This is a genomic window from Hymenobacter nivis (assembly GCF_003149515.1).
Lineage (GTDB): Bacteria > Bacteroidota > Bacteroidia > Cytophagales > Hymenobacteraceae > Hymenobacter > Hymenobacter nivis.
Genome location: NZ_CP029145.1, coordinates 2,790,695 through 2,816,120 on the forward strand (window position 1 = coordinate 2,790,695; position 25,426 = coordinate 2,816,120).

General features: G+C 62.3%; 25 protein-coding genes and 1 riboswitch. Of the genes, 6 read left to right on the top strand and 19 right to left on the bottom strand.

Translation table 11 applies throughout. The features are described 5' to 3' along the window. The first annotated feature begins 72 nt into the window (after positions 1-72). Both DDQ68_RS23485 and DDQ68_RS23490 read left to right on the top strand, forming a co-directional pair. Complete coding sequence (locus DDQ68_RS23485; protein WP_211320141.1) at positions 73-429, top strand: helix-turn-helix domain-containing protein; 357 nt, start codon at positions 73-75, stop codon at positions 427-429. A 45-nt stretch (positions 430-474) separates the two neighbouring features. Then, on the top strand, positions 475-1,077 hold the full coding sequence (locus tag DDQ68_RS23490) for an IS630 family transposase (RefSeq protein WP_109656582.1): 603 nt from the start codon (positions 475-477) through the stop codon (positions 1,075-1,077). A 110-nt stretch (positions 1,078-1,187) separates the two neighbouring features. Here DDQ68_RS23490 and DDQ68_RS12360 read toward each other — a convergent pair whose 3' ends face one another. The 8 genes from DDQ68_RS12360 to DDQ68_RS12395 form a co-directional block, all read right to left on the bottom strand. Continuing rightward, a complete protein-coding gene (locus tag DDQ68_RS12360) occupies positions 1,188-1,697 on the bottom strand; it encodes a PaaI family thioesterase (protein ID WP_109656583.1) in 510 nt (169 codons plus the stop codon). Between the two features lie 138 nt (positions 1,698-1,835). Next, on the bottom strand, positions 1,836-2,348 hold the full coding sequence (locus DDQ68_RS12365) for a PPC domain-containing DNA-binding protein (protein WP_342767398.1): 513 nt from the start codon (positions 2,346-2,348) through the stop codon (positions 1,836-1,838). A 58-nt stretch (positions 2,349-2,406) separates the two neighbouring features. Further along, a complete protein-coding gene (locus tag DDQ68_RS12370; protein WP_109656584.1) occupies positions 2,407-3,390 on the bottom strand; it encodes a Gfo/Idh/MocA family protein in 984 nt (327 codons plus the stop codon). Between the two features lie 100 nt (positions 3,391-3,490). Next, positions 3,491-4,732 (bottom strand): hypothetical protein, encoded by a 1,242-nt coding sequence (locus DDQ68_RS12375; RefSeq protein WP_109656585.1) that lies wholly within the window; start codon positions 4,730-4,732, stop codon positions 3,491-3,493. After that, positions 4,732-5,475: a hypothetical protein gene (locus DDQ68_RS12380; RefSeq protein ID WP_109656586.1), complete on the bottom strand. Its 744-nt coding sequence runs from the start codon at positions 5,473-5,475 to the stop codon at positions 4,732-4,734. The genes DDQ68_RS12375 and DDQ68_RS12380 overlap by 1 nt, the downstream gene beginning before the upstream one ends. 109 nt (positions 5,476-5,584) lie before the next feature. Beyond that, on the bottom strand, positions 5,585-6,160 hold the full coding sequence (locus DDQ68_RS12385) for an RNA polymerase sigma factor (RefSeq protein ID WP_109656587.1): 576 nt from the start codon (positions 6,158-6,160) through the stop codon (positions 5,585-5,587). Positions 6,161-6,334: 174 nt separating this feature from the next. Then, a riboswitch (SAM riboswitch) is annotated at positions 6,335-6,437 on the top strand. A 736-nt stretch (positions 6,438-7,173) separates the two neighbouring features. Next, the gene (locus DDQ68_RS12390; protein ID WP_211320142.1) at positions 7,174-7,710 is read right to left on the bottom strand and encodes a transposase; all 537 of its coding nucleotides are present in this window, start codon (positions 7,708-7,710) and stop codon (positions 7,174-7,176) included. Between the two features lie 5 nt (positions 7,711-7,715). After that, a complete protein-coding gene (locus tag DDQ68_RS12395; RefSeq protein WP_109656588.1) occupies positions 7,716-8,204 on the bottom strand; it encodes a helix-turn-helix domain-containing protein in 489 nt (162 codons plus the stop codon). Between the two features lie 198 nt (positions 8,205-8,402). Here DDQ68_RS12395 and DDQ68_RS12400 point away from each other — a divergent pair, with 198 nt between their 5' ends. Next, complete coding sequence (locus DDQ68_RS12400) at positions 8,403-9,695, top strand: TSUP family transporter (protein WP_162550065.1); 1,293 nt, start codon at positions 8,403-8,405, stop codon at positions 9,693-9,695. 122 nt (positions 9,696-9,817) lie between these two features. Here DDQ68_RS12400 and DDQ68_RS12405 read toward each other — a convergent pair whose 3' ends face one another. Both DDQ68_RS12405 and DDQ68_RS12410 read right to left on the bottom strand, forming a co-directional pair. Further along, positions 9,818-10,837 carry a KilA-N domain-containing protein gene (locus DDQ68_RS12405; RefSeq protein ID WP_109656590.1) on the bottom strand — a complete coding sequence of 340 codons (1,020 nt, stop codon included), beginning with the start codon at positions 10,835-10,837 and terminating at the stop codon, positions 9,818-9,820. 149 nt (positions 10,838-10,986) lie between these two features. Next, entirely contained in the window at positions 10,987-11,904 is a 918-nt protein-coding gene (locus DDQ68_RS12410; protein ID WP_109656591.1) for an IS1595 family transposase, read from the bottom strand. 112 nt (positions 11,905-12,016) lie between these two features. Between DDQ68_RS12410 and DDQ68_RS12415 the strand changes: the two genes are divergently transcribed. Next, on the top strand, positions 12,017-12,205 hold the full coding sequence (locus tag DDQ68_RS12415; protein WP_109656592.1) for a hypothetical protein: 189 nt from the start codon (positions 12,017-12,019) through the stop codon (positions 12,203-12,205). A 34-nt stretch (positions 12,206-12,239) separates the two neighbouring features. After that, complete coding sequence (locus tag DDQ68_RS24775; RefSeq protein WP_369076540.1) at positions 12,240-12,362, top strand: hypothetical protein; 123 nt, start codon at positions 12,240-12,242, stop codon at positions 12,360-12,362. A 185-nt stretch (positions 12,363-12,547) separates the two neighbouring features. Here the strand turns inward: DDQ68_RS24775 and amaB are convergent, their stop codons facing one another. Continuing rightward, positions 12,548-14,158 (bottom strand): L-piperidine-6-carboxylate dehydrogenase, encoded by a 1,611-nt coding sequence (gene amaB, locus DDQ68_RS12425; RefSeq protein WP_109656593.1) that lies wholly within the window; start codon positions 14,156-14,158, stop codon positions 12,548-12,550. A gap of 194 nt (positions 14,159-14,352) precedes the next feature. On the opposite strand from amaB, the gene DDQ68_RS12430 reads away from it, so the two are divergent. Continuing rightward, a complete protein-coding gene (locus DDQ68_RS12430; protein WP_109656594.1) occupies positions 14,353-17,385 on the top strand; it encodes a M16 family metallopeptidase in 3,033 nt (1,010 codons plus the stop codon). 94 nt (positions 17,386-17,479) lie between these two features. Here the strand turns inward: DDQ68_RS12430 and DDQ68_RS22855 are convergent, their stop codons facing one another. From DDQ68_RS22855 to DDQ68_RS12460, 8 genes are all read right to left on the bottom strand, one after another. Then, positions 17,480-17,839 carry a Riean_0653 family protein gene (locus tag DDQ68_RS22855; protein WP_162550066.1) on the bottom strand — a complete coding sequence of 120 codons (360 nt, stop codon included), beginning with the start codon at positions 17,837-17,839 and terminating at the stop codon, positions 17,480-17,482. Next, positions 17,820-18,461, bottom strand: a complete 642-nt coding sequence (locus DDQ68_RS12435; RefSeq protein ID WP_245897033.1) for an IS630 family transposase — start codon at positions 18,459-18,461, stop codon at positions 17,820-17,822. The genes DDQ68_RS22855 and DDQ68_RS12435 overlap by 20 nt, the downstream gene beginning before the upstream one ends. Continuing rightward, positions 18,380-18,769: a helix-turn-helix domain-containing protein gene (locus DDQ68_RS12440; RefSeq protein ID WP_211320143.1), complete on the bottom strand. Its 390-nt coding sequence runs from the start codon at positions 18,767-18,769 to the stop codon at positions 18,380-18,382. The genes DDQ68_RS12435 and DDQ68_RS12440 overlap by 82 nt, the downstream gene beginning before the upstream one ends. A gap of 28 nt (positions 18,770-18,797) precedes the next feature. Further along, positions 18,798-19,016 (bottom strand): Riean_0653 family protein, encoded by a 219-nt coding sequence (locus tag DDQ68_RS22860; RefSeq protein ID WP_162550068.1) that lies wholly within the window; start codon positions 19,014-19,016, stop codon positions 18,798-18,800. 407 nt (positions 19,017-19,423) lie between these two features. Beyond that, positions 19,424-20,611, bottom strand: a complete 1,188-nt coding sequence (locus DDQ68_RS12445; protein ID WP_109656596.1) for an AAA family ATPase — start codon at positions 20,609-20,611, stop codon at positions 19,424-19,426. A gap of 463 nt (positions 20,612-21,074) precedes the next feature. Next, positions 21,075-22,601 (bottom strand): S1C family serine protease, encoded by a 1,527-nt coding sequence (locus tag DDQ68_RS12450; RefSeq protein WP_245897034.1) that lies wholly within the window; start codon positions 22,599-22,601, stop codon positions 21,075-21,077. Positions 22,602-22,895: 294 nt separating this feature from the next. After that, entirely contained in the window at positions 22,896-23,693 is a 798-nt protein-coding gene (locus DDQ68_RS12455) for a hypothetical protein (RefSeq protein WP_162550069.1), read from the bottom strand. Between the two features lie 192 nt (positions 23,694-23,885). Next, positions 23,886-25,082: a M20 metallopeptidase family protein gene (locus tag DDQ68_RS12460; protein WP_109656598.1), complete on the bottom strand. Its 1,197-nt coding sequence runs from the start codon at positions 25,080-25,082 to the stop codon at positions 23,886-23,888. Positions 25,083-25,426 lie beyond the last annotated feature (344 nt).

Here is a 25,426-nt window from a genome sequence, read left to right on the forward strand (position 1 = left end):
CGCTAGACCTTGGAAGAGTGGCAGAAAAAGCACAAAAGCCATTCGCCGAAGCTGCAACGGATTAAAATTCTGTTGAATAGCGATGAGCAAGTGGACCGCCGCCCGGTTTCCGAGCTAGCCGCCGTGCTGGGTATCTGCACCAGAACCATTGAACGGGTGCGCCGCCAGTTCTGCAAAGAGGGCTTGGCCTTGTTTGAGCCCAGGCTGCGTAAAACACGTTCCGACAAAAAGATAGACGGCCGGGTGGAGGCCCACCTCACGGCCCTGCGCTGTCAAAGCCCGCCCGGTGAGCAGCCCCGCTGGCAGTTGAAGATGCTGGCGGACCGGCTGGTGGAGTTGGACGTGGTCGCGCACATCTCGACCACAATGGTGGCACGGCTGCTAGAAAAAACGAACGCAAGCCTTTTAATGGCCCGCAGCAGTGGGTAATTCCGGCCGAGCAGAGCGCGTTCTTCGTGTGCCAGATGGAACAAGGTGCTTGACCTCTACGAGCAGCCCTACGACGCGGACTATCCCGTAGTCTGCCTGGATGAGTCGCCCAAGCAACTACTCGACCACGAACAGTTTACCACTTCTACCGGCCAGCGCTACCGCGATTCGGAGTACGTGCGCCGGGGCGTGGTGGAGTTGTTTGTGGCCACCGAGCCGCTGCGGGGCTGGCGCTGCCTGCGCGTGGGGGCCGACCACAAAGCGGCCATGTGGGTGCAGTTCGTAGCCCGGCAGATGGACACGACCTACTGCAAGGCCAAAAAGGTGCGCTGGGTCATGGACAACCCCAGTACCCACAAGCTCAGTTTCTTTTATGCCCACTTTCCGCCCGCCGTGGCCCTGGCCTGGCTGCGACGGATGGAAATCATTTACATCCCGGCCCATGGCTCGTGGCTGAACATGGCTGAAATAGAATTCTCTGCCCTCAGCCGGCAGGTCCTTAACCAGCCCTTCACTACGGGCGAGCAGGTGCACCACGTAGTGCAACAGTGGCAAGACCGGCAGAATGCGCGCCCCAAGCCGCGCAACTGGCAATTCAAAACAGCCGATGCCCGTATTAAACTAGCTGAATTGTACCCGACCCAATAGTATTTTTCGGCCACTAGTGCGTTACTAATTGTAGGGTAATTTGAGTTTGAAACAAAATTATCCTACAATTAGTATAGGGTAATTTTGTTTCAAACTCAAATTACCCTACACTAAGTAGCTTTTGCCCGGAACGACCACGTCACGCGGAACACCGCCACCACGGCGCCGGCCTCGTCCACGCCGGTGCTGGTGCACACCACGGTGCGGCCCTCGCCGGTAGCGCGGCTCTCGGCCACGGCCCGGGCAATGGCGGCCCCATCGGGGCAGGTGAAGGCCACCAGGCCCGTGGCTTTCTTGGTGAAGTCGGCCGTCAGGCTCGTCACCAGCATCGACGCGGGGGCCCCGGCTTGCACGTGCATCATGGCCTGAAGGCCGCTGGCCAGCTCGGCCGCCATGGCCAGGCAGGCGAAGTAGATGCTGCGAAACGGGTTTTGGGTAAGGTACTTGTACCGAATGGTAACCGTGGCGGCTTCCGGCGTCAACTCGCGCAGGCGCAAGCCGGCCAGCCAGGCCATCGGCAATTTGCGCAGCATGAACAGCCGCAGCTTGGCCGGGCTGAGCACCTGGCGGCGGAAAGCGGCGGCTTGCGGGGTATCGGTAGAAACGGTGGGTTCGGGCATGGGGAATGTGAAGATGATATAGAAATGTGGGAGATGTGGAGATGTGAGAAATGCAGAGGTGTGGAGAATGAAAACGAAAATCACAAGCACAACCGCCTCACTCCCAAATCTCCACATTTCTCATATCCTCCACATTATTCACTTTTTCTTCGGGTGCACCGTCAGCTCCTGGTAGCCGAAAGTGGGGTCGGTTTCGCGCCGGAACTCCAGGTCCGGCAGCTCGGCCAGCACGATTTCGGCGGTGGTGTACACGCGGCAGCCGTCGAGCAGGTGGCCGCCGAAAGTGCGGCCTGTGCTGTCGGCCACTGCCAGGTGCAAGTGCGAGCCGTTGGTGGAGAGCGTGCCCACGAGCGACACGATTTCGAAGTGGCCGCGGTACTCGGTGGGGCCCTCCTGGTTGGCCAGCCGCAGCGTGGCCACCGTGAGGCTGCCCACGCACGTGAGCAGGGCCCCCGCCCGCAGGTGCTGGGCCTGCACGAAGGCCAGGAGGCCCTGGCGCAGGTCGTCGCCGGGGCGCAGGCGCAGGGCGTAGGTTTTCAGCGAAGAAGACGGGGCGGCGGGCACGGCAGCAGCAGATGGGTGGCACGGCACGGACTGCGCCAGCGCGGGGCCGGCCAGCAGCCCGAGCAGCGGAAGGAGGAAGCGGGACACCTGGTAAAGTAACGGCATGCCGCGGGCATTGCCGGCCACGGCCCGGGGCCCCGGCGGCTTACTCGCCCGGGTAGCGCAGCCCGATTTCGCGCCGCACCGCGTCCAGCAATTCCATCAGCGCCAGGCTGAAGGCCAGCGGCAGCAGCGGGCTTTCGCGCAGGCCCTGGGCCAGGCACTGCTGCACGTGCGCCGCCTCGTGTTGGTAGCCGCCGCCCGCGGTGGGCGCGGGAAACTCCTGCGCTTCGGCCTCGCCCAGCAGCTGCACCCGCACGCCGGTGGGCGCGTGGAAGCGCCCCAGCAATTGCAGCTGGCCCTTGGTGCCGTACAGCACACAGCGGTTGTCGGTGGTGGCGGCGATAGTGGAAAACAGGGTGGCCGTGGCCCCGCTGGCGTAGGCCAAGGCCATGGCGCAGTTCGCGTCCACGCCGGTGCCGGTGGGCGTCGAAACGGCCCGCACGGCCGCCGGGGCCCCCAGGAAAAGCTGGCTAATAAAGAGCGGGTACACGCCAATGTCCAGCAGGGAGCCGCCGGCCAGCGCGGGGTTGAACAGCCGGCCTTCGGGCTCAAAGGGAGCCGCGAAGCCGAAGTCGGCCACCAAGTGCTTCACCTCGCCGATGACGCCCGATTGCACCAATTCCAGCGCCTGGGCGATGGCAGGGAAGAAGCGCGTCCAGAACGCTTCCATCAGGAAAACGCCCTGTTCCTGCGCCACGCGCACCATTTCCTGGGCTTGGCCGGCGTTCTGGGCAAAGGCTTTTTCGCAGAGCACGGGCAGGCCACCCCGCAGGCACAGCAGGGTGTGGGCGTGGTGCTCGGAGTGCGGCGTGGCCACGTACACAGCATCAATGCCGGGCACTGCCAGCAGTTCCTCGTAGCTGCCCACGGCGTGGGAGGCCCCAAACTCGGCGGCAAAGGCCTCGGCTTTAGCTAGGCTGCGCGAAGCTACGGCGTGCAGCTTGGCGCCGGGCACGTGGGCCAGGTCGGCGGCAAATTTGCGGGCAATGCGGCCCGGGCCCAGGATGGCCCAGTTGAAAGTGCGCATGAGAAAAAGCTGGGTGGATGAGCAGCCGAAGGTAAGGCGGGGCATGCTTTTGAGCAGTTCCGCCAAGCGCCCCCGCTGGCAACAGCCGCCGCCCGGGGCCCTAGCGGCTGAAGCGCACCGTGCCGTTGCGCACCCGGATGCTGACGTTGCCCGCGCCGCGCCGCGGCACAGACCGCCCGAACACGCCGAGCACGTCGCTCGACTGCGCCCCGTGGGCCTCCGAGAGCACCCGCACCAGGGCGGGATCCACGAGGAGCTGGCCCTGTTCGGTGCGCACGTCGAAGCGGAAGGCGGGCGTTTCGGCAAAGCCCAGGCGGATGGTGCTGAAGCCCCCGTCGAGGGTAATCTGGCGGAAATTGGGGCCCGTATCGCGCACCTCAAAATCGGGGCAGTAGCGCAGGGCCATATCCAGCTCTTCGCCAATTTTCTCCACGCTGAAGCGCGAAAAGCCCGACGAGCCCCGCAGCGAGCCCACCGTGCCCAGGGCCAGGTCGCCGTACTTGCTGTGCACCACCAAGTTGTCCACGGTGCCCATTTCCACATCGGCGTAGTTGGTGTGCAGGTCCACGGCCTGGCCGGCGTCGAGGCGCAGGCGGGCGTAGCTGGCATCAATGCTGGCGCGGCCCGCAAACGGGATGGCACAGTTGCCGTTGGCGATGCGCACCGCGTTGCGGGGCCCCAGCAGGCGGGCCGTGCGCAGGTCGCCGTAGTCCACGGCCAAGTCGGTGGGCCCGGTGAGGTCGCCGGTTACGGCCACGGCCCCGAAGCCGTTGGCCACACGCAGGGCCGTGGCCGCGGGTAGCCATACAGTGTAGTTGATTTCGTAGCGCCGGCCGCTGCACCCGCTGCGGCCGCGCAGCATGGGCCCAAACTGCGAGGCCACCAGCACGCCGCCCGTGCGGGCGTCGTAGTCGAGCCACTGCACGCCCAGGGCCCCCAGCACTTCCCGGGCCCCGGCCTCCGTTTCGGAGCGGGCCACCAGCTCGGCTTCGACCTTAATTTCGGCCTTGGCCCAGGTGTTGATCTGCACCCGGCCGTAGCGGGCCTCCAGGGCGAAAGGGCGCCCGCCGGCCGGCACCCGGTAGCGGCGGCTCAGGCGGCGGCGCTGCTCCACGGGCGGGGTGGCCGCGTCGAGGTCGGCTTCGGCCTCCGTTTGGTCGGCGGCAGCGGCGGGGGCCCCGGGGCCCTGCTGGCCGGTTTGCCCGGCGCCGGCTGCGGCCAGGGCCCACGGGGCCCCGGGCGCGCGGCGGGCCTGCGCGGGCGCACCAAGGCCCAGCAGCCCGGCGGCCAGCACCAGCGCTCCCAGGCGCCGTATTTTCCAACGGAGGGCCCCGCGCTGCACTACGGCCGGCGGTAAGAGCGGCTATCGGCCAGCACCAGGCCGGTGGCGGCGGGGCGGGCTTCGGTCATGGCGCGGGTTTGCAGCTGGCGGTCGAGCAGGTCGAGGCGGATTTGCAGGTTGCGATTCATGGCCGTCAGCACCACGTCGGGCTGCGGGTGGTGGGGCAGTTCCAGCTTCAGGGTGCGGTAGCTCGAATCGAGGGCTGCCAAATCGTGCCGCCACTCGGCCGTGGGGCTGCCGGCGGCCGAGTCGGCCAGCTGGCGCAGTTCGGCCTTGCGCTCGTTGAGCTGAGCCACGTAGTAGCTTTCCATGCCGCTCACGGCTGTAATCAATCGACTGTCGGTGAGGTCGTTGCGCTCGGTCGTGGCCAGGGCCTGCGGGTCGCCCAGGTATAGGGGCCCGATGGGGGCCGCGCTGGTTTCGGCGGCTATGCCCGGCTCGGGGCCCGGCTGGCGGTGGCCCGATTTCCAGGCTTCGCTGGCACCGGCGGCCACCACCAGCAGAGCCAGCGCGGCGGCTACGCCGTAGCGGTGCAGCCACGGGGCCCGGCCGGCGGGTGCTACGGCCCGGGGCATGGGCACGGAAGGCCCGGGCAGCGACACGGCGGCGGCGGGCACCGCAGCGGGGCCCGCGAGTTCCTTCTCCAGGGCCGCCCACAGCTCAGGGCGCGGCTCGTGCACGTCGAAATCGGCGCGGTGCCGCTCGACGAAGATGGCTAATGAATCGGGCTTATCGGATTGCATAATAGTAGTAAGAACAGGCGGCTGGCGTTGGGTGGGGCAGCCGCCAGTGCGGCATCTATAAAACAGAGAGTTGGGCAACGGAGGTACGGCCCGGGGGGGCCAAAAAGATTCAGTGGAGGCCCTGCTGGGCGGCCAGCTCGCGCAGCTTGGCGCGGGCCCGGCTGTACTGCGACTTGGAAGTGGATTCGGAAATGCCGAGGATACCGGCCACCTCCAGGTGGTCGTACCCCTCTAAGAGGTAAAGCGTTAGTACCACCCGGTAGCCGTCGGGCAGCTCCTGGATGCAGCGGCGCAGCACGTCGGCGCGGTAGTGGGTTTCGGCCTCGTCGTCGGCCGAGTAGTGGGTTTCGAGAGGCGCGTCGTGGTGCTGCTCGCCCAGCGGCACCAGCGCCAAGCGGCGCTGGCGCAGGCAGTTGATGCTCTTGTTCACCACAATCCGCTTCAGCCAAGCCCCAAACGAGGAATCACCCTTGTAGCTGCTTAGCTCGCGGAAGGCGCTCAGGAACGACTCTTGCAACACGTCCTCGGCCTCAGCGTAGTCGCCGGTGATGCGCAGGGCCGCGTTGAACATGGCCTTGGCGTAGCGCCGGTACAGCTCGGCCTGGGCCTGGTGGTCGTGCAGGCGGCAGCGCTCCACCAGCGAGGCGTTGATGTCGACGTAGGCAGAGTAGGAAAGGGCTTCCATGCGGGGCGATGAAGGAGCGGAACGCGTTAGCAACCCAAAGACTGCACGATGGGTTCGGGGTTGCACTCCGAACCAGGCGCTTGGCTGAACAAGAGGGCCCCGAAATTTCGCCGGGCCGCAACGCCCAGAACAGTTTTCTCGCATCGTTGCACTGTCTTTGGCGCAGCAACGCTTTTTTTATACAGAGGTGCAAAGAGACAGGCTCGATGAACCGCCGGCAACCCCACTACGTGGAACGGTGCCAAGTCCTGAGACTTGCGCTCCTGAATTAGAAAAAAAGCAGCCCGTCATGTTTGGCTGCGCGCTACATGACGGGCTGCCCCAACGGCTGCGCCCGCCCCCACCCGGGCGAAGTTGGGCTGGCGGGCCGGTCCCTGGCCGCTATACCCTGTATCCCAGCGCCAGCCACGCCGGCAAGTGCCTCAACAAGCCCCACCGCGAAATGCCGGACGAAAACGGCATCCTCCTGCCTGCGCGAGCTAACGCCGCCACTGGCCGCCTACGCCGCTGGCCGGGGTCCCGGCGAGGGCTTCGGCGACTTCGTAGTGCGCGCCGGCGTAGTAAAAGCCGCGGCAGAAGGGCTGGACTTCCGCGCCCAAGAGGCTGCTTGGGTTAACATCAGCCCGGTATAGCGACGCATCCTGGCGCCTCCGGCTTAAACGATGCTCGGGCAGGTCGTTCAAGCCGAAGGCGCCAGGATGCGTCGCTACCCCCGTTCCAGGAGCCAAAAAATCAAGTCAGCCAGCAGCTTCTAAGATCGGTTTTTCAATTAGTGTACCGCTCTTGCGCTCGGGGGAAGCTCACAAGATTCCCTACTTACACAACGACTCTAGAGCGGTTTCCAAGTCAGTGTACAGCTTATTGGGTGCGGGCTGCCGGCTTTTCGCCGGCTGTCCGCTTGTCGGTAGAACTACCAGTGCGAAAGGCGAGCGGACAGTCGGTAAAAAGCCGGTAGCCCGCCCTGTACACTGAATTAGAAACTGCTCTAAGTCCTTATTAGTAGGTCGGATGAATTAGTTTGCATTAAATGGGCTGAACGTAATAACGAGTTGCTTCCCGAAATTTGCGAGGCAGCGATTGGTGGCGTAGGCCAAGTCATCGGCCTGGGCGTAGTCCTGGGGTTGGAGCCAACCGCCCTTTAAATGCCGCCATAGGGTTTCGGCCAGGTTGAGGTGGGGCGAATAGGGCGGCAGAAAAAACAGACGCAGGTCCCGTTGCGCCCAGACCGCCCGCCGTTGCTGGATAAGATGCGCCTTGTGGATGCTGGCATTGTCTAGCACAATAACCGTTGGACCAGCGATTCGCAGTGAAAGAGCGTCTAATTTTTCGGCCACAAAAGCGGCGGCAATGTTCTGGCAGGTGGTGGCCCAATGGCACTGGTTATCGCGGCTGAAGAGGCCCCAGCAGTTGAGGCGAACACCTTTTTGAGCGGGGATAAACACGTCTTCGCCCGGAAATTGCCAGCCGTAGGGCACGTAGCCTTGCTGGCAGACGTGCGATTCATCGCCGTAGAACAGGGTCAACTCGCCGGCCTCGGCCAAGGTCTCCAATTACGCTAAGCGTTCGACCGTTTCGGCGTAGTGGAGCGGGTCGGGCTCCTTAGCCGGGCGCCGCCGGATGCGCTTGTATTGGCCACCAAGGCTTTTAAAAAAGCGCGGAAGGCATCGCGTCCCACGGCCGGTTCCCCCGCCACCCGCTGGCTTTCCCACTCGGCCTTGGCCAAGGCAATGCGCTGGCGATTGGTGGCCACGGCGGCCCGCACGCTGGCTTGGTCAGCGGCGACCGTGAGCAGGGATTTACGGCCGCGTCCGGGCTTAGTTTCCAGCCCGTTAATCCCTTCTTTGCGGTAGCGTTTGAGCCAGCTGTTGACGCTGACATGACAGAGGCCGACCACTTGACCAACGTCGTGCGAAGTGCGGCCCGTGGCTTTGAGCAGCACCAGTTGGCAGCGCTGCCGCAGGGTATGATTCGGATGCTGTTTGTACAACGATTCCAGGGCTGCCCGTGCGGCCTCATCCAACAGGGGAGTGTTAACGCGACTCATAACCCAAAGATACGCCGATAATGCAAACTATTTCATCCGACCTACTTTTACGGCCGATTGGGGCCACCACCCAGGCCCCGGGTCCTGCCCTGGCCGCGCTGCGGCCCGCCCCTCCGCCCCGCGCGGCGCCCCCAGCCCCAGGCCGAACTTCCCGGTTAAAGTTGTATTTTACCTGAGATTATGGCCACTGACCTGCTTATGTCTGCGCCGCCTGCCAAGGGCCCCGCCGGGGGGGGGCCGACGGGGCCCTCGCTGCCCGTGTTCCTTGACCTGGAGCAGCGGCGGGTGCTGCTAGTGGGCGGCGGCGACGAAGCCCTGGCGCAGCTCACGGCCGTGCTACAAGAGCACCCGCACGCGGCCGTCACGGTGGTGGCCCCGCACCTGCTGCCGGCCCTCTACGCGCTGGCGGCGCAGCACGAGCAGGTCATCCTGCGCCGCCGCGCCTTCGAGCCCGACGACCTAGTGGGCCACGACCTGGTGCTGGTGGCCGCCACCGACGCCGCGCTGCACGGCCGCGTGCGGGCCGCCTCGTCGGCCCGGCGGCTGCACGCCGTGGCCGCCTTCGGCCCCGCCGAGGAGGCCGCGGCCATCGACTACTGGCGGCGCGTGGCCACGGCCTCGCTGGGGGCCTTCGCCATCTTTTTGGTCCTCAACATCTTGTCGTATTACTTCACCTGGCAGCAGGTGTGGGGCGTGGCCCGCTCGTCGGGCACGTTCTACACGTTCGTCGCGGTGGGGTTTATCGCCCAGCTAGTCGACGGGGTGCTGGGCATGGGCTACGGCGTGGTATCGGCCATCAGCCTGATGTCGCTGGGGCTAAGCCCGGTGTCGGTCAGCGCCAGCATCCACACGGCCGAGATGTTTGCCAGCGGCGCCTCGGGCTACAACCACTACCGCTTCGGCAACGTCAACAAGCTCCTGTTCAAGGTGCTGCTGCTGCCGGGCATCGCCGGCTCCATCGGCGGGGCCCTGCTGCTGGCCAGGTTCGGCGATGAGTACGCCAACATCGTTAAGCCCGTACTAGCGCTGTACCTGCTCGCGCTGGGCGTGCGCATCATCAGCAAAGCCGTGCGCCGGCAGGCCCAGCAGCGCCGCAAGGTGAAAAACGCCGGCTGGCTGGCCGGCGCCGGCGGCTTCCTCGATTCGTTTGGCGGCGGCGGCTGGGGGCCCCTGGTCACGAGCACGCTCATCGCCAACGGCCGCACGCCCAACTATGTCATCGGCACCGTCAGCCTGGTCGAGTTCTTCGTGACCTTCGCCAGCGCCCTCACGTTTTTCGCCATGCGGGGCCTCTCGCACTGGCAAATTGTGGCGGGCCTCATCGTGGGCGGCGTGGCGGCGGCGCCCATCGCCGCCCGCCTGGCCGGCCGCCTGCCCACCCGCTGGATGTTCATCGGCGTGGGACTGATGGTGGTGGTTTGGAGCCTCTGGGCATTGCATAAAGTGGACGTGGCCGCGGTTTGGCACTACCTGGGGGCCCTATTTAATTAGTCAGCGGGCACTTTTGCCAGCGCGCGGGCGTACTTTGGTAGTGCCTTAAATTTAGGCAATGATATACGTGTGAACACTAGCTGCATAAAATAGCCCCGTAGTAATACGGGGCTATTTCTATTCTAAGCCGGTACTAATTCAGCGTCAGATTCCCCATCTGCCTCATTATCCTTCGGCGGCTCGGGTTTCTTGCGCTTTTCTGGTTTCGGCGGTGGGGGGATAGCCATAAGGCCCTTCAAACTCGCATCAAATTCATTGGCTGGCTTGGGTGGTAGCCTACGTATTTTTTGCGTGGCTTCCATTGACTTAGCAATATCTAATTTACTTAATGATCTAAGTTGGTCTGCTGCCATTTCCGAAAGGTATCCCAGTCGCTTTGCCCTGGGATGCTGGTCTTTCATTAGCATCGCATTAATTACTTCTAAATTGGCAATAACGGCCAACTCGTGAGTGCCAGCATTATCACGAAGATTATATCCTTGCAATGCCCTTGCGGGGTTAGTCTCTCGCCATTCCCTAGCTGTTATACCAAAAACCGCTAGGTTCAATACATCCGCCTCTTCCGCGTATTCAAATCGCTCTTTATTTTGAGCAATCTTCAACGTGGGCAACAAGTGGTCACGTACCGCATCCGTTTGAATACGATAATTGACTTTGCTTAGCAATCGCTTGATTGTCCAGTCTGGAGTCTGTACCTTTTGCTCCTCCTCCTTTAGCCGCTGAAACTCTTTGAGAACATAGAGTTTGAAAACGGGGTCAAGCCAAGTGCAAAATTCTAAAGCAATGTCTTCGTGAGCGAATACGGCCCCGCCACGGCCGCGCTTCACTTCAATACCAATAGCATTGGTAGTTTTTACCCAACGGTCTGGCGACATAGAGAAGCTTTTGCGGGTAATATCCGCCATATGCTCTTGGAAGGCGTCGTCTCCAAAGTCTCCTTTAGAACCATAAAGCTTCTCCCAAGCAGCTAAGTACTTCATCGTATCACCAGCTCGAAGCCAAGTAGACACTGCTTGGCCCGCATCCTCCCCTGCTTTCGTGCCAGCAGCGGCTAATTGGCTGATATTGATGTATTTCTGACCTAACACATCTGTTACCAGGATAGGATGACTTTGAACCGTCATTGTTAGCTTATTCTTCATTTCAATTGCATTTTAAAAAGGCCTAGAAAAGTATGTCTTTTTTTAATCCAATAAGTATCATTACGTAATATTCTGTCTTTCAAAAATATAACATAATATGATGCAATTTTAAGTGAAAATACAACCTGTCAAAATTATGTTATAATTACTTAGTGTGCAATCAGTGCTTTGTAGGTCAAGCGTCCGGCAGCATTACCCAGTACCAAGTCAAAGCGTTCGGCGGTTTGCATCCGGCGCGTGTTCCACCGTAGCGAAAACTCGTTCACGTAGGCTTGCAGATGCTCTAGGCTCATGTAGTGGTAGATGCCATCTACCATGCGCTTGAAGTGGCTCCAAAAGCCTTCCAGTCCGTTGGTGTGCGCCAGCCCGTTCACGTACTCTTTAGCACTGTGCCGCACGTACTCATGCGTGTAAACCTCGGACATCTTCTGATACACCTGGTACTCGTCGCTCACAATCGTAGCACCTGCCTGCACTTGCTCTTCCATGATGGGTAGCAGCGTAGCCGCATCTACGGCGGGCACCACTACGGCCACCACGTTGCCTTCGCGCTCTAGCATCCCGAACACAGCCGCCTTGGTTTTGAGGCTGCGGCCCTGGTTGCCCGCCGTTTTCTTGTCTTTGTGCTTATTGCTTTCCTTGCCGCCCACAAAGGTTTCATCTACCTCTACTACGCCTTCCATCATCGCTTGAAAGTTGGGATGCGCGAAGGCATAGCGCAGACGGTGAAGCAGGAACCAACCCGTTTTTTGCGTTACGTCAATATCGCGGGCCAACTGGTGCGAGCTGATGCCCTTTTTGTGGCTCGAAAAGATATAGAGAGCCATGAACCACTTTTGCAGCGGTATCTTGGTGTCCTCGAAAATAGTCCCGTTCTTGACCGTAAAGTACTTGTTGGTGTTCTTGCACTTGAACTTGTGGCCCGCGCACTTGTACACCTTAGAAGTAGGGTCGAAGGGCGAAACCACCTCGCCAGCCCAGCGCAGTTTCTCCAAGTGGCTAAAGCAAGCGTCCTCGTCGGGAAAGGCTTTTACCAAGTCAAGCAGGCTTTTGAACGGGAGCGACATTACACCAAGGGCTAGTTTACTGGTGTAAAGATACGGATAAAATCAGTAGGTTGTTACGATATCTGATTTTATTTAGTGTTCACTTGTATATCATCGCCTAAATTTATTTCCTATGACGAAAGAACAGGTAATAAATTCTTTACAAAACTTGCCCGATGACTTCCAGTTGGAGGATTTAATCGAGCGGCTGCTGTTCGTGCAGCACCTGGACGAGCGAATCGCGCTATCCCAGCAGCCCAGTAACGGTGTTTCTTTCGAGGAAGCGCAGCGCTTGATAAACGCGACCTCCCATACGGCCTGAGTTTCTCACCGTTTGCCTGGAAGATATTTTAGCCATCAGGGAACATTTAGCCGGCCATTCGGCCAGTGCGGCTACGCGCTTCGTGGAATCGGTTTTTGCCAAAGTGGCCCAATTGGAGTCGTTTCCCCAGCTTGGCCGCATGGTGCCCGAATACTAGCAGCCCTCCGTTCGAGAACTCTTGTACCGTCAGTACCGCATTGTTTACTGCTTGCTCAGCGACGGCTGTATTTCGGTAATTGCCGTGCGTAGCGGCTTGCTACCACTTGATTTAGAACCGTAAAACGGCCCGCCTGAAGCATCAGGCGGGCCGTTTCTATTGGCTATCAAACCCACCCGGGGGCCCTACACGTCGAACTTAATACCCTGGGCCAGCGGCAGTTCGGTGGAATAGTTAATGGTGTTGGTTTGGCGGCGCATGTACACTTTCCAGGCGTCGGAGCCGGATTCGCGGCCGCCGCCGGTTTCCTTTTCGCCGCCGAAGGCCCCGCCGATTTCGGCCCCGCTCGTGCCGATGTTCACGTTGGCAATGCCGCAGTCGGAGCCGGTGGCGGCCAGGAAGGCTTCGGCCTCGCGCATGTTCAGGGTGAAGATGCTGCTGCTCAGGCCCTGGCGCACGTCGTTCTGTAAGTCGATGGCGTTTTGCACTTCGCCGATATACTTGATGAGGTAGAGAATCGGGGCGAAGGTTTCTTCCTGCACCGTGGCGTAGTGGTTTTCCACTTCCATCAGCGCGGGCCGCACGTAGTGGCCGCCGGCGTATTCGGGACCGCTCAGTACCTCGCCGCCGGTCAGTAATTTGCCGCCTTCGGCCTGCACTTTTGCCAGGGCCCCGGTGAAGGCGGCTACGGCGGCCCCGTCAATCAGGGGCCCCACGAGGGTGCCTTCTTGCAGCGGGTGGCCGATGGGCAGCTTGGGGTAGATGGCCAGCAAGCGCTGCTTCACGTCCTCAAAAATACTGTCCTCGATGATGACGCGGCGGGTGCTAGTGCAGCGCTGCCCGGCCGTGCCCACCGCCCCGAACACAATGGCGCGGATGGCGATGCCGAGATCGGCGTTTTTGGTGACGATGATGGCGTTGTTACCGCCCAGCTCCAGCAGGGCGCGGCCCAGGCGGGCCCCCACCACTTCGCCCACCTTGCGGCCCATGCGGGTGCTGCCCGTGGCCGACACCAGCGGCACCCGCCGGTCGGCGGCCAGGGCCGCGCCGATGGTGGCGTCGCCGATAATCAGGTTGAACACGCCCTCAGGAATGTCGTTGTCGGCCAGCACGCTCTTAATGATGTGCTGCACGGCCACCGCCGTGAGCGGCGTTTTTTCCGAGGGCTTCCAGATGCTGACGTCGCCGCAGACGGCGGCCAGCATGGCGTTCCAGCTCCACACGGCCACCGGGAAGTTGAAGGCTGAGATGATGCCTACCACGCCCAGCGGCTGGTACTGATCGTACATGCGGTGCGCGGGCCGCTCCGAATGCATGGTAAAGCCGTGCAGCTGGCGGCTCAGGCCCACCGCAAAGTCGCAGATATCAATCATTTCCTGCACTTCGCCCAGGCCTTCTTGCAGTATTTTACCCATCTCGGCGCTCACTAATTTGCCCAGCGGCTCCTTGTATTCGCGCAGCTTGTTACCGATTTGGCGCACGATATCGCCGCGCTTGGGGGCTGGTACCAAGCGCCAGGTTTTGAAGGCCTCGGCGGCAGCTTGCGCCACAGTTTCGTAGTCCGCGGCCGTGGCAAAGGCCACGCTGGCAATGCGCTGCCCGTCGGCGGGGGCGTTGATGACGCGGCGGTCGGCGTTGGGGGCCCCGCCCCAAGCGCGGCCGGTGCAGTAGGCGGCGTTATCGGCTTCGACGCCGAGCTCGCGCAGCACGTCCTGGAGGCCGTGGGGGTCGGCGTGGAGGTGGCCACCGGGCACGGCGAGGTCGGCGGCGGTTTCTTGTTCGAGGGCTTGCTTCATGTATAAAATGGCGACGGGTGGGAAGGCAATGGGACGGGCCGCGATGCGCGGCTGGCCCCGGCAAAAGTAGGGCCCCGGAGCACCCGCCGCCCCGGGGGGCCAAAAACCTGACGCTGTGCAGCGGTAGGTGAAGAAACCATATCCTTTTACCACTACCTTGCCGGCATGTTCACCATTTTCCTTTCTTTCCTTTTATGATGCAAAAAAGACTCTGGCTGATGGGGTTGGGCATAGCGCTGGCTCTGCAACCGGCCGCCGCCCAAACCAAGAAGAAACCCACTCCCAAGCCCAAAACCGTGGTGGCCGCTAAGCCCGCCGCCACCGGCGCCAAGCTGGTAGAAACCGTGACGCGCAAGCCCGGGGACCTTACCATTCCGTACAGCAAATACGTACTGCCCAACGGCTTGACCGTGGTGGTGACCGAGGACCACTCCGACCCGCTGGTGCACGTGGACGTAACCTACCACGTGGGCTCGGCACGCGAGCAAATCGGCAAGTCGGGCTTCGCCCACTTCTTCGAGCACATGATGTTCCAGGGCTCTGACCACGTGGGTGACCAGCAGCACTTCAAAATTGTGACGGCCGCCGGCGGCACCCTCAACGGCAGTACCAACCAGGACCGCACGAACTACTACGAAACGGTACCCAACAACCAGGTGGAAACCGCGATGTGGCTCGAAGCCGACCGCATGGGCTTCCTACTAGACGCTGTGAACCAGAAAAAATTTGAGATTCAGCGCTCGACGGTGAAAAACGAGCGCGGCCAGAACTACGACAACCGCCCCTACGGCCTGGCCGGCGAGTACGTGGCCAAAACGCTGTACCCCTACGGCCACCCCTACTCGTGGCTAACCATCGGCTACCTCAAGGACCTCGACGCCTCGAACGTCAACGACCTCAAGAACTTCTTTCTGCGCTGGTACGGCCCCAACAATGCGACGCTGACCGTAGGCGGCGACGTGAAAACGGCCGACGTGATTAAGTACGCCGAGAAGTACTTCGGGCCCATCAAGCGGGGCCCCGCGGTGCAAAACCAGCACCTGCCCGAGCCCGTGCTGAGCGCCGACCGCTACGTGAGCTACGAGGACAACGTACGCTTCCCGCTGGTGGAGCTGGTGTTCCCAACCGTGCCCCAGAACACGCCCGACGACGTGGCGCTCGAAGCGTTGGCCGAAATTATTGGCCAGGGTAACAACTCGCTGCTCTACAAGAACCTGGTGAAAACCCAGAAGGCAGTGCAGGCCGTAGCCTATAGCAATACCTCCGAGCTGGCCGGCCAATTCGTGGTGCAGGCCCTCCCCTTCCCCGGCAAAGGCCTCGACAGCACCGAGGTGCGCCTGCGCCAGAGCCTGACTGAGTTTGAGAAAACCGGCGTTAGCGACGCCGCCTTGCAGCGCTTTAAGGCCAGCCGCGAAGCCCAGGTGGTGAACAGCCTGGCCAGTGTGCAGGGCAAGGTGAGCCAACTGTCCGCCTACCAAACCTACACCGGCAACCCCAACTACCTGGCCGTAGAGTTGCAGCGCCTGCGGGCCCTCACCAAGGCCGACGTGCAACGCGTGTACGACAAGTACCTTAAGGGCAAGCACGCCGTCATCCTGAGCGTGGTGCCCAAGGGCAAGCCCGAAATGGTGGCCCAGAAGGACAACTATACCGTGGACCCCTCGGGCTACCAGGCCCCCAAGGACCAGTACGCGGGCCTGACTTACGTGAAAGCCCAGGACACGTTTGACCGCAGCAAGCAGCCCAAGAGCAGCGGCAACCCCGTGGTGAAGGTGCCGGCGCTGTACGAAGCCACGTTTGCCAACGGCCTGAAAGTGGTGGGCACCCGCAACACCGAAATTCCGGCCGTGACGATGCTGCTCACCATCCGCGGCGGCCACCGCCTGGAGCAGGCCGACCCCGGCAAGGCCGGCGTGGCCGCCCTCACGGCGGCCCTGCTGAACGAAGGCACCACCAAGTATACCGGCGAGCAACTGAGCGCTGCCCTCGACCAGCTCGGCAGCACCGTGCGCGTGAACGCCGGCAACGACAACACGACCGTGTACGTGCAGTCGCTGACGAAAAACCTGCCCGCCACCCTGGCCCTCATGCAGGACGTGCTGCTGCACCCGCGCTTCGACGCCGCCGACTTTGACCGCCTCAAAAAGCAAACCTTGGAGGGCATCGCCAACCAAGTGACGCTGCCGGTGGCCATCGCCGACAATACCTACGGCCGCTTGCTGTACGGCCCGGCCAGCATTATGAGCGTGCCGGCCATCGGCACCACGGCGTCGGTGACGAGCATTACGCTCGACGACGTGAAGGCCTTTTACGCCGCTAACTACGCGCCCAACGTGTCGTCGTTGGTGGTGGTGGGCGACGTGGCCGAGGCCGACGTGCTGCCTAAGCTCGACTTCCTGAAAACCTGGGCCAAGAAGAACGTGGTGATCCCGCCCACGGTGGCCGCCATTCCGCAGCCCGACAAAACGCGGGTATACTTCGTGGACAAGGACGGTGCGGCGCAGTCGGAAATCCGGGTGGGCTACCTCACCACCCTGCCCTACGACGCCACCGGCGACTACTACAAAGCCTACCTGACCAACTACGTGCTGGGCGGCGCCTTCAATTCGCGCATCAACCTGAACCTGCGCGAAAACAAGGGGTATACCTACGGGGCCCAATCGTATTTCCAGAGCACGCGCAACCCGGGGCCCTTCACGGCCCAGGCCGGCGTGCGCGCCGACGCCACCGCCGCCTCGGTGAAGGAATTTATGAGCGAAATCTCGGGTTACCGCGCCGGCATTACCGACGACGAACTGGCTTTCCTGCAGTCGTCGGTGGGCCAGAGCGACGCGCTGAAGTACGAAACCGGCGGCCAGAAAGCGGCCTTCCTCGCCCGCCTGGTCGAGTACGACCTCAAGCCCGACTACGTGACGCAGCAGGCCACCATCCTGAAGAACCTGACCCGCGCCGACGTGCAAGCCGCCGCCCAGAAAGACCTGCCCGAAAGCATGTACATCGTGGTGGTGGGCGACAAAAAGCAGCTACCCGCCGTGCAGGCCCTGGGCTACGAAGTAGTGGAGCTGGACACCGACGGCAAGCCCGTGCCGGCCGCCGCTCCTGCCCCGGCCGCCGCCGCCATGCCGGCCCCCGCGCCCGCCGAGCCCATTGGCAAGGTGAAGCGCAAAACCAAGGACGCTGACGGCAAAACCACCAAGGAGAAAATGCGGCCCAGCGACACCAAGTAGCGCCGCCGCTTCCCTCAAAAAAGGCCCCGCCGGATGTTCCGGCGGGGCCTTTTTGGTGCGATTTAGGGCCCCGGGGCCCCAGCTCCGGCAGTAGCTAAAGCCGCTTATCGAAGCGGCCCTGGGTGACGCGCACCGAGTCACAGCCTGGCTTGGCTAGGACGAAATCGAACGTACCCGCGATGATGCCCGCTTGCAGGTCTAAGCGCTTGACCGTTAAGGACCCACAACAAAATATTGTGGGGTCGGTTGAATAATAAGTGCAATTGATGGGGCCATTCACAAAGCCGGCTCCGTGGTGTCCTAATGTTCTGAGCTTGTAGTGGCCAGGGCCAGGAAGCAGACTGTCGGAAAAAATGCCGATGACCTCTTGCTTGACTTGACTGTTAGCATATCGATATGCGGCGATATTGAGCGTACCTAGAGCGAATTTCAGGTTACTGTACGTGGTATCCACAATGGTCAAACCAGTTTCTAGCATCCTGCTCACTTATCCATTCAGTGGCCGTCTGGATAACGCCTTCCAGCGCTTCTCGGGTGCGGGCCTGGGCCCTGCGCAGCCAGGTTTTGAGCTTGCTGAAGGCCAACTCAATGGGATTGAAGTCAGGCGAGTAAGGGGGTAAGTAAAGCAGGCGGGCTCCGCGGGCTTCCACGAGTTGGGCCAGTCCAGCGACTTTATGGGCCGGCAGGTTGTCGAGCACGACCACGTCGCCGGGCACCAGGGTGGGGCCGAGCACCTGGTCGAGATAGGCGGCAAACACGTCCCCGTTGACGGCCCCGCTCAGGGTCATGGCCGCTTGCAGGCCGGTGGGCGTCAGGGCAGCTACGAGCGTCACGTTCGGCCCCCCGTGCAGGGGCGTGGCCTGGTGGGCGCGCTGCCCGCCTTCGGCCCGGGCGTAGCGGCGGCAATAGGTCAGGTTGGTACTGGTCTCGTCCACGAACTTCAAACAGGTGAAATCTTCGGCTTGCACCGCTTCGACAAAGGCCCGGCGCAGGGCTACGACCCGCTGGGTGTCGCGCTCAGCGGCGTGAACGCTCTTTTTTTTCGCCGCCAATCCAGCGCCTGCACGGCTCGCCACAAGGTCGATTGGCTCACGGCCGGACCACCAATGGCGGCCAGCCAGGTGCACAATTCGGCCAGCGTGGCATCGGGCTCCTGGCGCAGGCAGGCCCGCAATTCGTTCCGGGCGGCCGCGTCCAGTTCCGGCGCTGGACCAGGATGCGGGGGCAGTGCCGCCACCGAGCCCGTAGTGCGCTGGCGGTGCAGCAGCTTTTCCACAAACGACACCGAGACGCTGAACTGGGCGGCCACGGCTGGCATGGTGCGGCCGGGCTGCGCACTAGCGGCCGCCACGCGTTCGCGCAAATCAAGAGAATACGCTTTCATAATCAGAAGATACCACCAAACCCGTATACTATTCTGAAATCCGCTCTAATCGGAAGGTAGGGTCATAAACCACACTATAATTTGATGACCCATTATAGCCCTGGGGCGTCCAGGGCTGGCCGTTGACGAGGCAGCCCAGGGTGTTGGCCCCGGTCTGGGTGGCGGGGGGCAGTTGGTCGGCCGGGGCTTGTTCGGTCTTTTTGCAGCCCAGCAGCAGAGCCAGGGATAACAACAAAAATGCTTTCATGGGCAGGCGGGAATGGCGGGAATGGCGGGAATGGCTTGTTGGCACCGGCCGCGTGGCAGCAATCAGGTACTGGCATCAAACCTACCGCTTCGGCAGAAGCCGGCCAAACCAATAATTAAGTCCATTAGACTTTTATAATCAACCCTTTGGTCATGTAACACTATGCAGATCATATAATTAAGTAATAATAATTAGGCGCGAGCGTTCCGAGCAATTTTCCCTGGGCGGCGCTGCTAAACCGGGGCCCCGCGCCGCTGGCCGGCTATCAACTACCGGCGGCCAGGCCAAGTGCGTGGCGCGCAGCTCCCGCCCCACGGTACGGCGCAAGCAGCCCCAAAACGCGCAGCGCCGGCCGCTACAAGAAGCGGCCGGCGCTGGCACCGTAATTCATAACCTTGGGGCCCCGGCTACCGCATTACTACCGCTTCGGGCGTGGCGGCGCGGCTGAGGGTGCGGAAGGCGTGGGCACTGTCGCCCTGCACGTTGCGCAGCTCCTCGTCGGAGAGCTGGCGGATTTTGGTTTGGTGGTCCTGGTAATGGGCCACGAACACGGCCAGCTCCAGGGCCCTGTTTTCGAAGGGCACCATGTTTTCGATGACCTGCGTGAACAGGTGGGGGCTGTGGGTGGTGATGAAGAACTGGTTGCCGCTGCCGGCCACAATGCGGCGCACCAGCTCGGTGGCGTAGTCGGGGTAGAGGTGGGTTTCGGGCTCTTCGAGCAGCAGCACGGCCTTGCGGTTCGATTCGAGCACGGCCAGCAGGAAGCCGTAGTGCCGCAGCGCATCGCCGGTGCTTTGGTAGGGGTACACGTAGCTCAGGCCGTCCAGATCCTTCGAAATTTCCAGCCGGCCCGCGTCTACGCGCACGCGCAGCGACAGGCCCTGCGCGGCAAACAGGCCCGTGAATTCGCGGCGCAGATCGGCGTTGGTTTCCAGCACCCGCACCAGGTTGTCGCCGTGGGGCGGAAACAAGGCTGAGCCCGGCCGGGCCACGGCCAGCTTGGCCTCGCTGCGGAAGCGGTAGGGCTTCACGGCCTGCGGGTACCAGGGCGAGCCCGACGACAGGTAGCGGGCCTCGGCGGGGGCCCCCAGCCCGGGGCGGCCGCGCTTGTCGAGTTCGGTGTAGTAGTACCCTCCTGGCGTGGGGGGGCCCCCGGTGCGCAGCAGGTAGGGCCCCAGGCGGTCGAGCAGGGCCCCGTCGTCGCCGGCCCGCGAGAGGTGGCCGCCGGCCAGGGGCGTGCCCATCTGGGTGCGCAGCTCGCGGTAGGCCTCCTGGCTGAAGCTGGCGTAGCGGTAGCCGGGGCCCTGGCTGTACTTGCCCAGCAGGCACAGGTCGCGGTCGGTTTCAATTTTGATGGGGCTGGCCGTCAGGTTGTCGTGGAACAGCTGGCGGGGCTTGTCGTAGCGCACAAAGCTGCCCACAAACTTGTCCTGCTGCTCGTAGGGCACGCTGCCCAGCAAGCTCATGGCCTCCAGCACCGTCGACTTACCAGCGTTGGGCTGCCCAATAATAATGTTCACCCGCCGCGGGTGCAGCAGCGCACTCCGAATCGACTTAAAGTTCTGAATGTGTAGCGTATTGATGGCGGTGTCCATGCAGGGGCCGGGCGGTGACGTAGGCAGCGGGCAAGCTGGGCAGCCCCTCACGCGAAAAAAAGAGCAATAGACTTCACAGCAAGCCGACAAACATACAACCCGAACAATGAAATAATTGAATTTTTAGGCCTCATTTTTATCGCCACAGTATCCTAATGTTCAAATACTTACAGGCAATAGTATTCCCCCGCGAAGCGACTTAAAACCTTCCAATTTATCCCTAAAAAATACCCGAAAAAAGTCCCGGCTGAACCGGCCTCGGCCTTACCCAAATCTTTCGCCAGCTTATTTGGATGTTGCGTCAAGACCTTTTTTTGCTAATCAACGTCACCCGAAAAGCAGCAAAATGAATAGGCAACCGCCCAAAAAAGCCCTTCCGGCCATGTGGCCAGAAGGGCTTTCGAGATTTGGGTAAGGCCAAGGCCGAACCGGCCGGGGCGTGCTATTCGGGGGCCCTGGGGCCCTACTCCTGCCCGATGGGGTAAAAGGACTTACGGCCGTCGGGGTACACGCCCTCGACGAGGGCCCCGGAGTTTTCGCGGGCCTGGTCGAGGTAGGCCTGCACGTCGGCGGGCTTGCGCACCAGGTTCTTATCGATGCGGGTGATGATGAAGCCATCGGCCATTCCGGTCCCGCGGAAATTACTACCCTTAATGCCCGTGATGGCGGCTCCGCCCTTGATGTCGAGCTTATTCTGGAGCTGCGTCGGCACAACGGAGAGGGTGGCGCCTTCGTACTTCACGGAGGCCGCTACGGCAGCCTCGCGCACCACGGCGGTGGTGCCAGTGGCGTTGCGCAGGGTGGTCGTCACGGTGGTGGGCGTGGCGCCGCGCAGGTAAGTTACCTTAATCTGGTCGCCGGGGCGGAAGCGCGCCACTTGCTCTTGCAGCTGCGAAGACGTGTTGACGGCCAAGCCGTTGATGTCGGTGATGACGTCGCCTTCCTTAAGTCCGGCGGCGGCGGCGGCGCTGTTGGGCGTGAGGCCGGCTACGTACAGGCCGTTCAGGTTGGTCAGTTTTTTCTCCGAGGCGAGGGTGGCGTCCACTTCGCGCATTTGTACGCCGAGCAGGGCTCTCTGCACCACTTTGTACTTCAGCAGGTCGTCGACCACCTTACTCACCAACGCACTGGGGATGGCGAAGGAGTAGCCCTCGTAGCTGCCCGTGTGCGAGGCAATTGCCGAGTTGATGCCCACCAAGTCGCCGCTCAGGTTCACCAGGGCCCCACCCGAGTTACCGGGGTTCACCACGGCGTCGGTCTGGATGAACGACTCGATGCCCATGCCGTCTTCACGGCGCAGGATATTGATGTTGCGGCCCTTGGCCGAGATAATACCGGCGGTTACGGTCGAGTTCAGGCTGAACGGGTTGCCCACGGCCAGCACCCACTGGCCCACCTTCACGTCGTCGGAGTTGCCGTACTTCACGAAGGGCAGGTTGTCGGCTTTCACCTTCAGCACGGCTAGGTCGGTGTTGGGGTCGGCTCCTACCAGCTCCGCCTCGTAGCGGCGCTTGTCGTCCATCACCACCGTGATTTTCGAGGCCTTATCAATCACGTGGTTGTTGGTCACGATGTAGCCGTTGGCCGCAATGATGACGCCCGAGCCTGAGCCCTGGCCGCCACCCCGGGGCTCTCGGCCTTCGCCCTGCTCCTGCCCTTGCCCCTCACCCCCGTCGCCAAAGAACTGGCGCAGAAAAGGGTCCATCTGCATCCGCTGGTGCTGCCGGTCTTGCGGCGCAGCGGCGTACTCGGTCATCACGTGCACCACGGCGGGCGTCACGGCGGCCGCGGCGGCCACAAAGTTCAGGCCCTCGGGAGCGGCGTAGGTGCTGCTGCGCATGGCCGACGTGTAGCGCACGTTCGGGTCGGCGGCCAGCACGGTTTGGGAGGTGCGGGGCGCGGGTTCCAAAAGCTTGTACCCGCCCACGGCCACGCCTCCGCCCAAAATGGCGGAACCGAACAGGCCGAGCATCATTTGTTTTGCTTGCATGATTGGTAAAGAGGAAGATAGTTAAATGAGAACGGAACCGACCGGCCAGGATTTACCACCCGCTGGCCCCCCCGCAACGCACGAGGCAGTCAAATTCGTGCGGCAAGGTTGCCTGGTTATATAAAGCAGATTGGTGCCCTAATGGTTCGGCCCCGCGGGGCCCAGTTCCGGCCCATCAAATTACAATACTTAGGCCAATAAAAAAAGCACCCCGCTGGGGTGCCTTTTTTGCCGATATGAAGCGGACGAGGCCCCGGCGAACGGTAAATTCGTCAGGCTGCAGCCGGGTCCAACCTAATGCTGGGTAGGCAGTTGCTGCCGGCCGGCCGCATCGCAGCCCGCCCCGAAGGTGTAGCGCACATCGAGGCCCAGCAGCGGGGTACGCATGTTGAGGTTGCCGCCGGCGGTTTGCTTGCCCGTGCTGTCGTACTGAGGCAGCGTAACCAGGTAGTCGGCGCCGTAGGCAAGCCAGGGCGTAAGGTCGAAGCTGGGGCCCGTACGCACCCCCACTTCGGCCCGCAGGCTGGTGTACTGGATGAACCGCTCGCTGGGGTCGGTGGCCTCCTTTTGCAAGCGCAGGTGGGTGGCGGCCTCGAAGCTGAGGCGCGGGCGCAGGGCCAAGCCGGTGGCCGGGTCGGCCCCGCCAAGGGAAATAATTTTCTCCAAATCGAGCCGCAGCCGCACCCAGTTCTGGTTGGACGACGGCGAGAAGTTGCCGATGTAGAAGCGCCGCTCCACGCTCAGGCGCTGCCCGAAGGTAAGGGGCCCCAGGGCCGAGCGGTGGCGCAGCAGCACCTCGGGCACGAACGCGGCGCTGCTACCGCTCTGCCCCACCTGCAACCGGCCGCCACCGCTCCAGGCGGGGGCCCAAAAGTGCTCGTAGGCCACCGATTCCAAGCCCGAACTGGTAAAGCCGTTGCTGGTGGCAAGGTAAGACCCCACTTGCAGCAACAGGTAGTCGCCATTTTTCAGGGCCAGCTCGGCCTGGGCGGTGGGCACCAGGGTCAGGGGATTAGTATCGCGGCTGGTTTGGGCGCGGGCGGGCATCAGGGGCCCCAGCAAGGGCAACGTTAGTAACAGTAAGCGACGCATAAAGTGGGTAATGATTGGGATAAGATAATAGATTTATGGAATAAGAAGGAACGAAGAAGAACGGTCATGCAAAGCGCAGCGAAGCATCTTTGCCGCGGCAGCAATTATGATTAGATGAGCAGTAAAGACGCTGCGCTCTGCATGACCGCTCTTTTTTGCTGATTCACAAACAGGTCCAACCAGCTTTTAAAGCTACTGCCCGGCCAGGGCTTGCAGCTCGCGCACGGCCAACCAGGCCATCAGGCCGGGGCCCACGGCGAGGGCCTTTTCGTCGATGTCGAACGTGGGCGTGTGCACCGAAGCGGCGAAGCGGCCGTCGGGAGCCCGCGTGCCCAGGCGGTAGAAGCAGGCCGGGGCCGCCTGCGAGAAGTAAGCGAAGTCCTCGGCCGCCATCCACTGGTCGAGTTCTACCACGTTTTCGGGGCCCAGGTATTCTTCGGCGGCGGCGCGGGTGCGAGCCGTGAGGGCGGGCTCGTTCTCTAAATACGGGTAGCCGCGTCGGATTTCCAGCTCGCACACCGCGCCCATGCTGGCAGCCAGGCCCTCGCAGAGCTGGCGCAGGTGCTGGTGAGCTTCGTTGCGCCACTCCTCGTTCAGGGTCCGGAAGGTGCCTTCGATATACACCTCGTTGGGAATGACGTTGGTAGCCCCGTTGGCAATGACTTTCCCGAAGGAAAGCACCGACGGCAGCTTGGGGTTGGCGCGGCGGCTCACGATTTGCTGCGCCGCCACGATGATGTGGGCCGCCACCAGCACGGGGTCGAGGTTTTGCTCGGGCATGGCCCCGTGGCCGCCCTTGCCCTTGATGGTCAGGTACAGCTCATCGGTGCTGGCCATATAGCGGCCGGGCCGCAGCCCGATTTTGCCAGCCGGTAGCTGCGGAAACACGTGCTGCCCGAGCACGCTGCCAGGTGCGGGGTTTTCGAGCACGCCCTCCGCAATCATCAGCGAGGCGCCGCCCGGCAGGCGCTCCTCACCGGGCTGAAACAGCAGCTTCACGGTGCCGGGCAGCTGGCCCGCGTCCCTCAGCGCTACAAAAATGCGCGCCGCGCCCAGCAGCGAGGCCGTGTGCACGTCGTGGCCGCAAGCGTGCATCACGCCCGGGTTCTGCGACTTGTAGTCCACATTGTTCAGCTCCTGGATGGGCAGCGCGTCCATGTCGGCGCGCAGGGCCACGGTGGGGGCCCCGGCGGGCCCCTCCACCAGGGCCACCAGGCCGGTGCCGGCCACGGGCTGCGGGTCGAGGCCCAGCTTGCGCAGCTCGGCGGCCACGTAGGCGGCAGTGGCGGTTTCCTCGAACGAGAGTTCGGGGTGGGCGTGCAGGTGCCGGCGCACGGCCACGGTGTCGGCGGCGTGGGCAGCGGCGAGGCGCTGGATTGTCTGAATCACGGATTATGCGGATTAAAGCGGATTTGTCGGATTTTGGGGACGATTCGGGGACGATGCTTTTCAGGTATTGAGGCTGTTTTAGGATGTCGTCAGATCGTCATGCTGAGCGAAGCGGAGCGCAATCGAATCCCCTCTCCCGCAGCAGTAGTCAATGATTAGCGGAGTAGTAGAGATGCTTCGACTCCGCTCCGCTGCGCTCAGCATGACGTTCAACCTTGAATTTCCAGACTTCCTAAACAACTTCATTAACTGATGTTACGCAGTCCTTTCGTCAGCTTACTGGAAACAGGCTTTTGCAGTCCATACAAATACCCTTTCCAGCAGATAGCTGCAGGTGCTGCGCA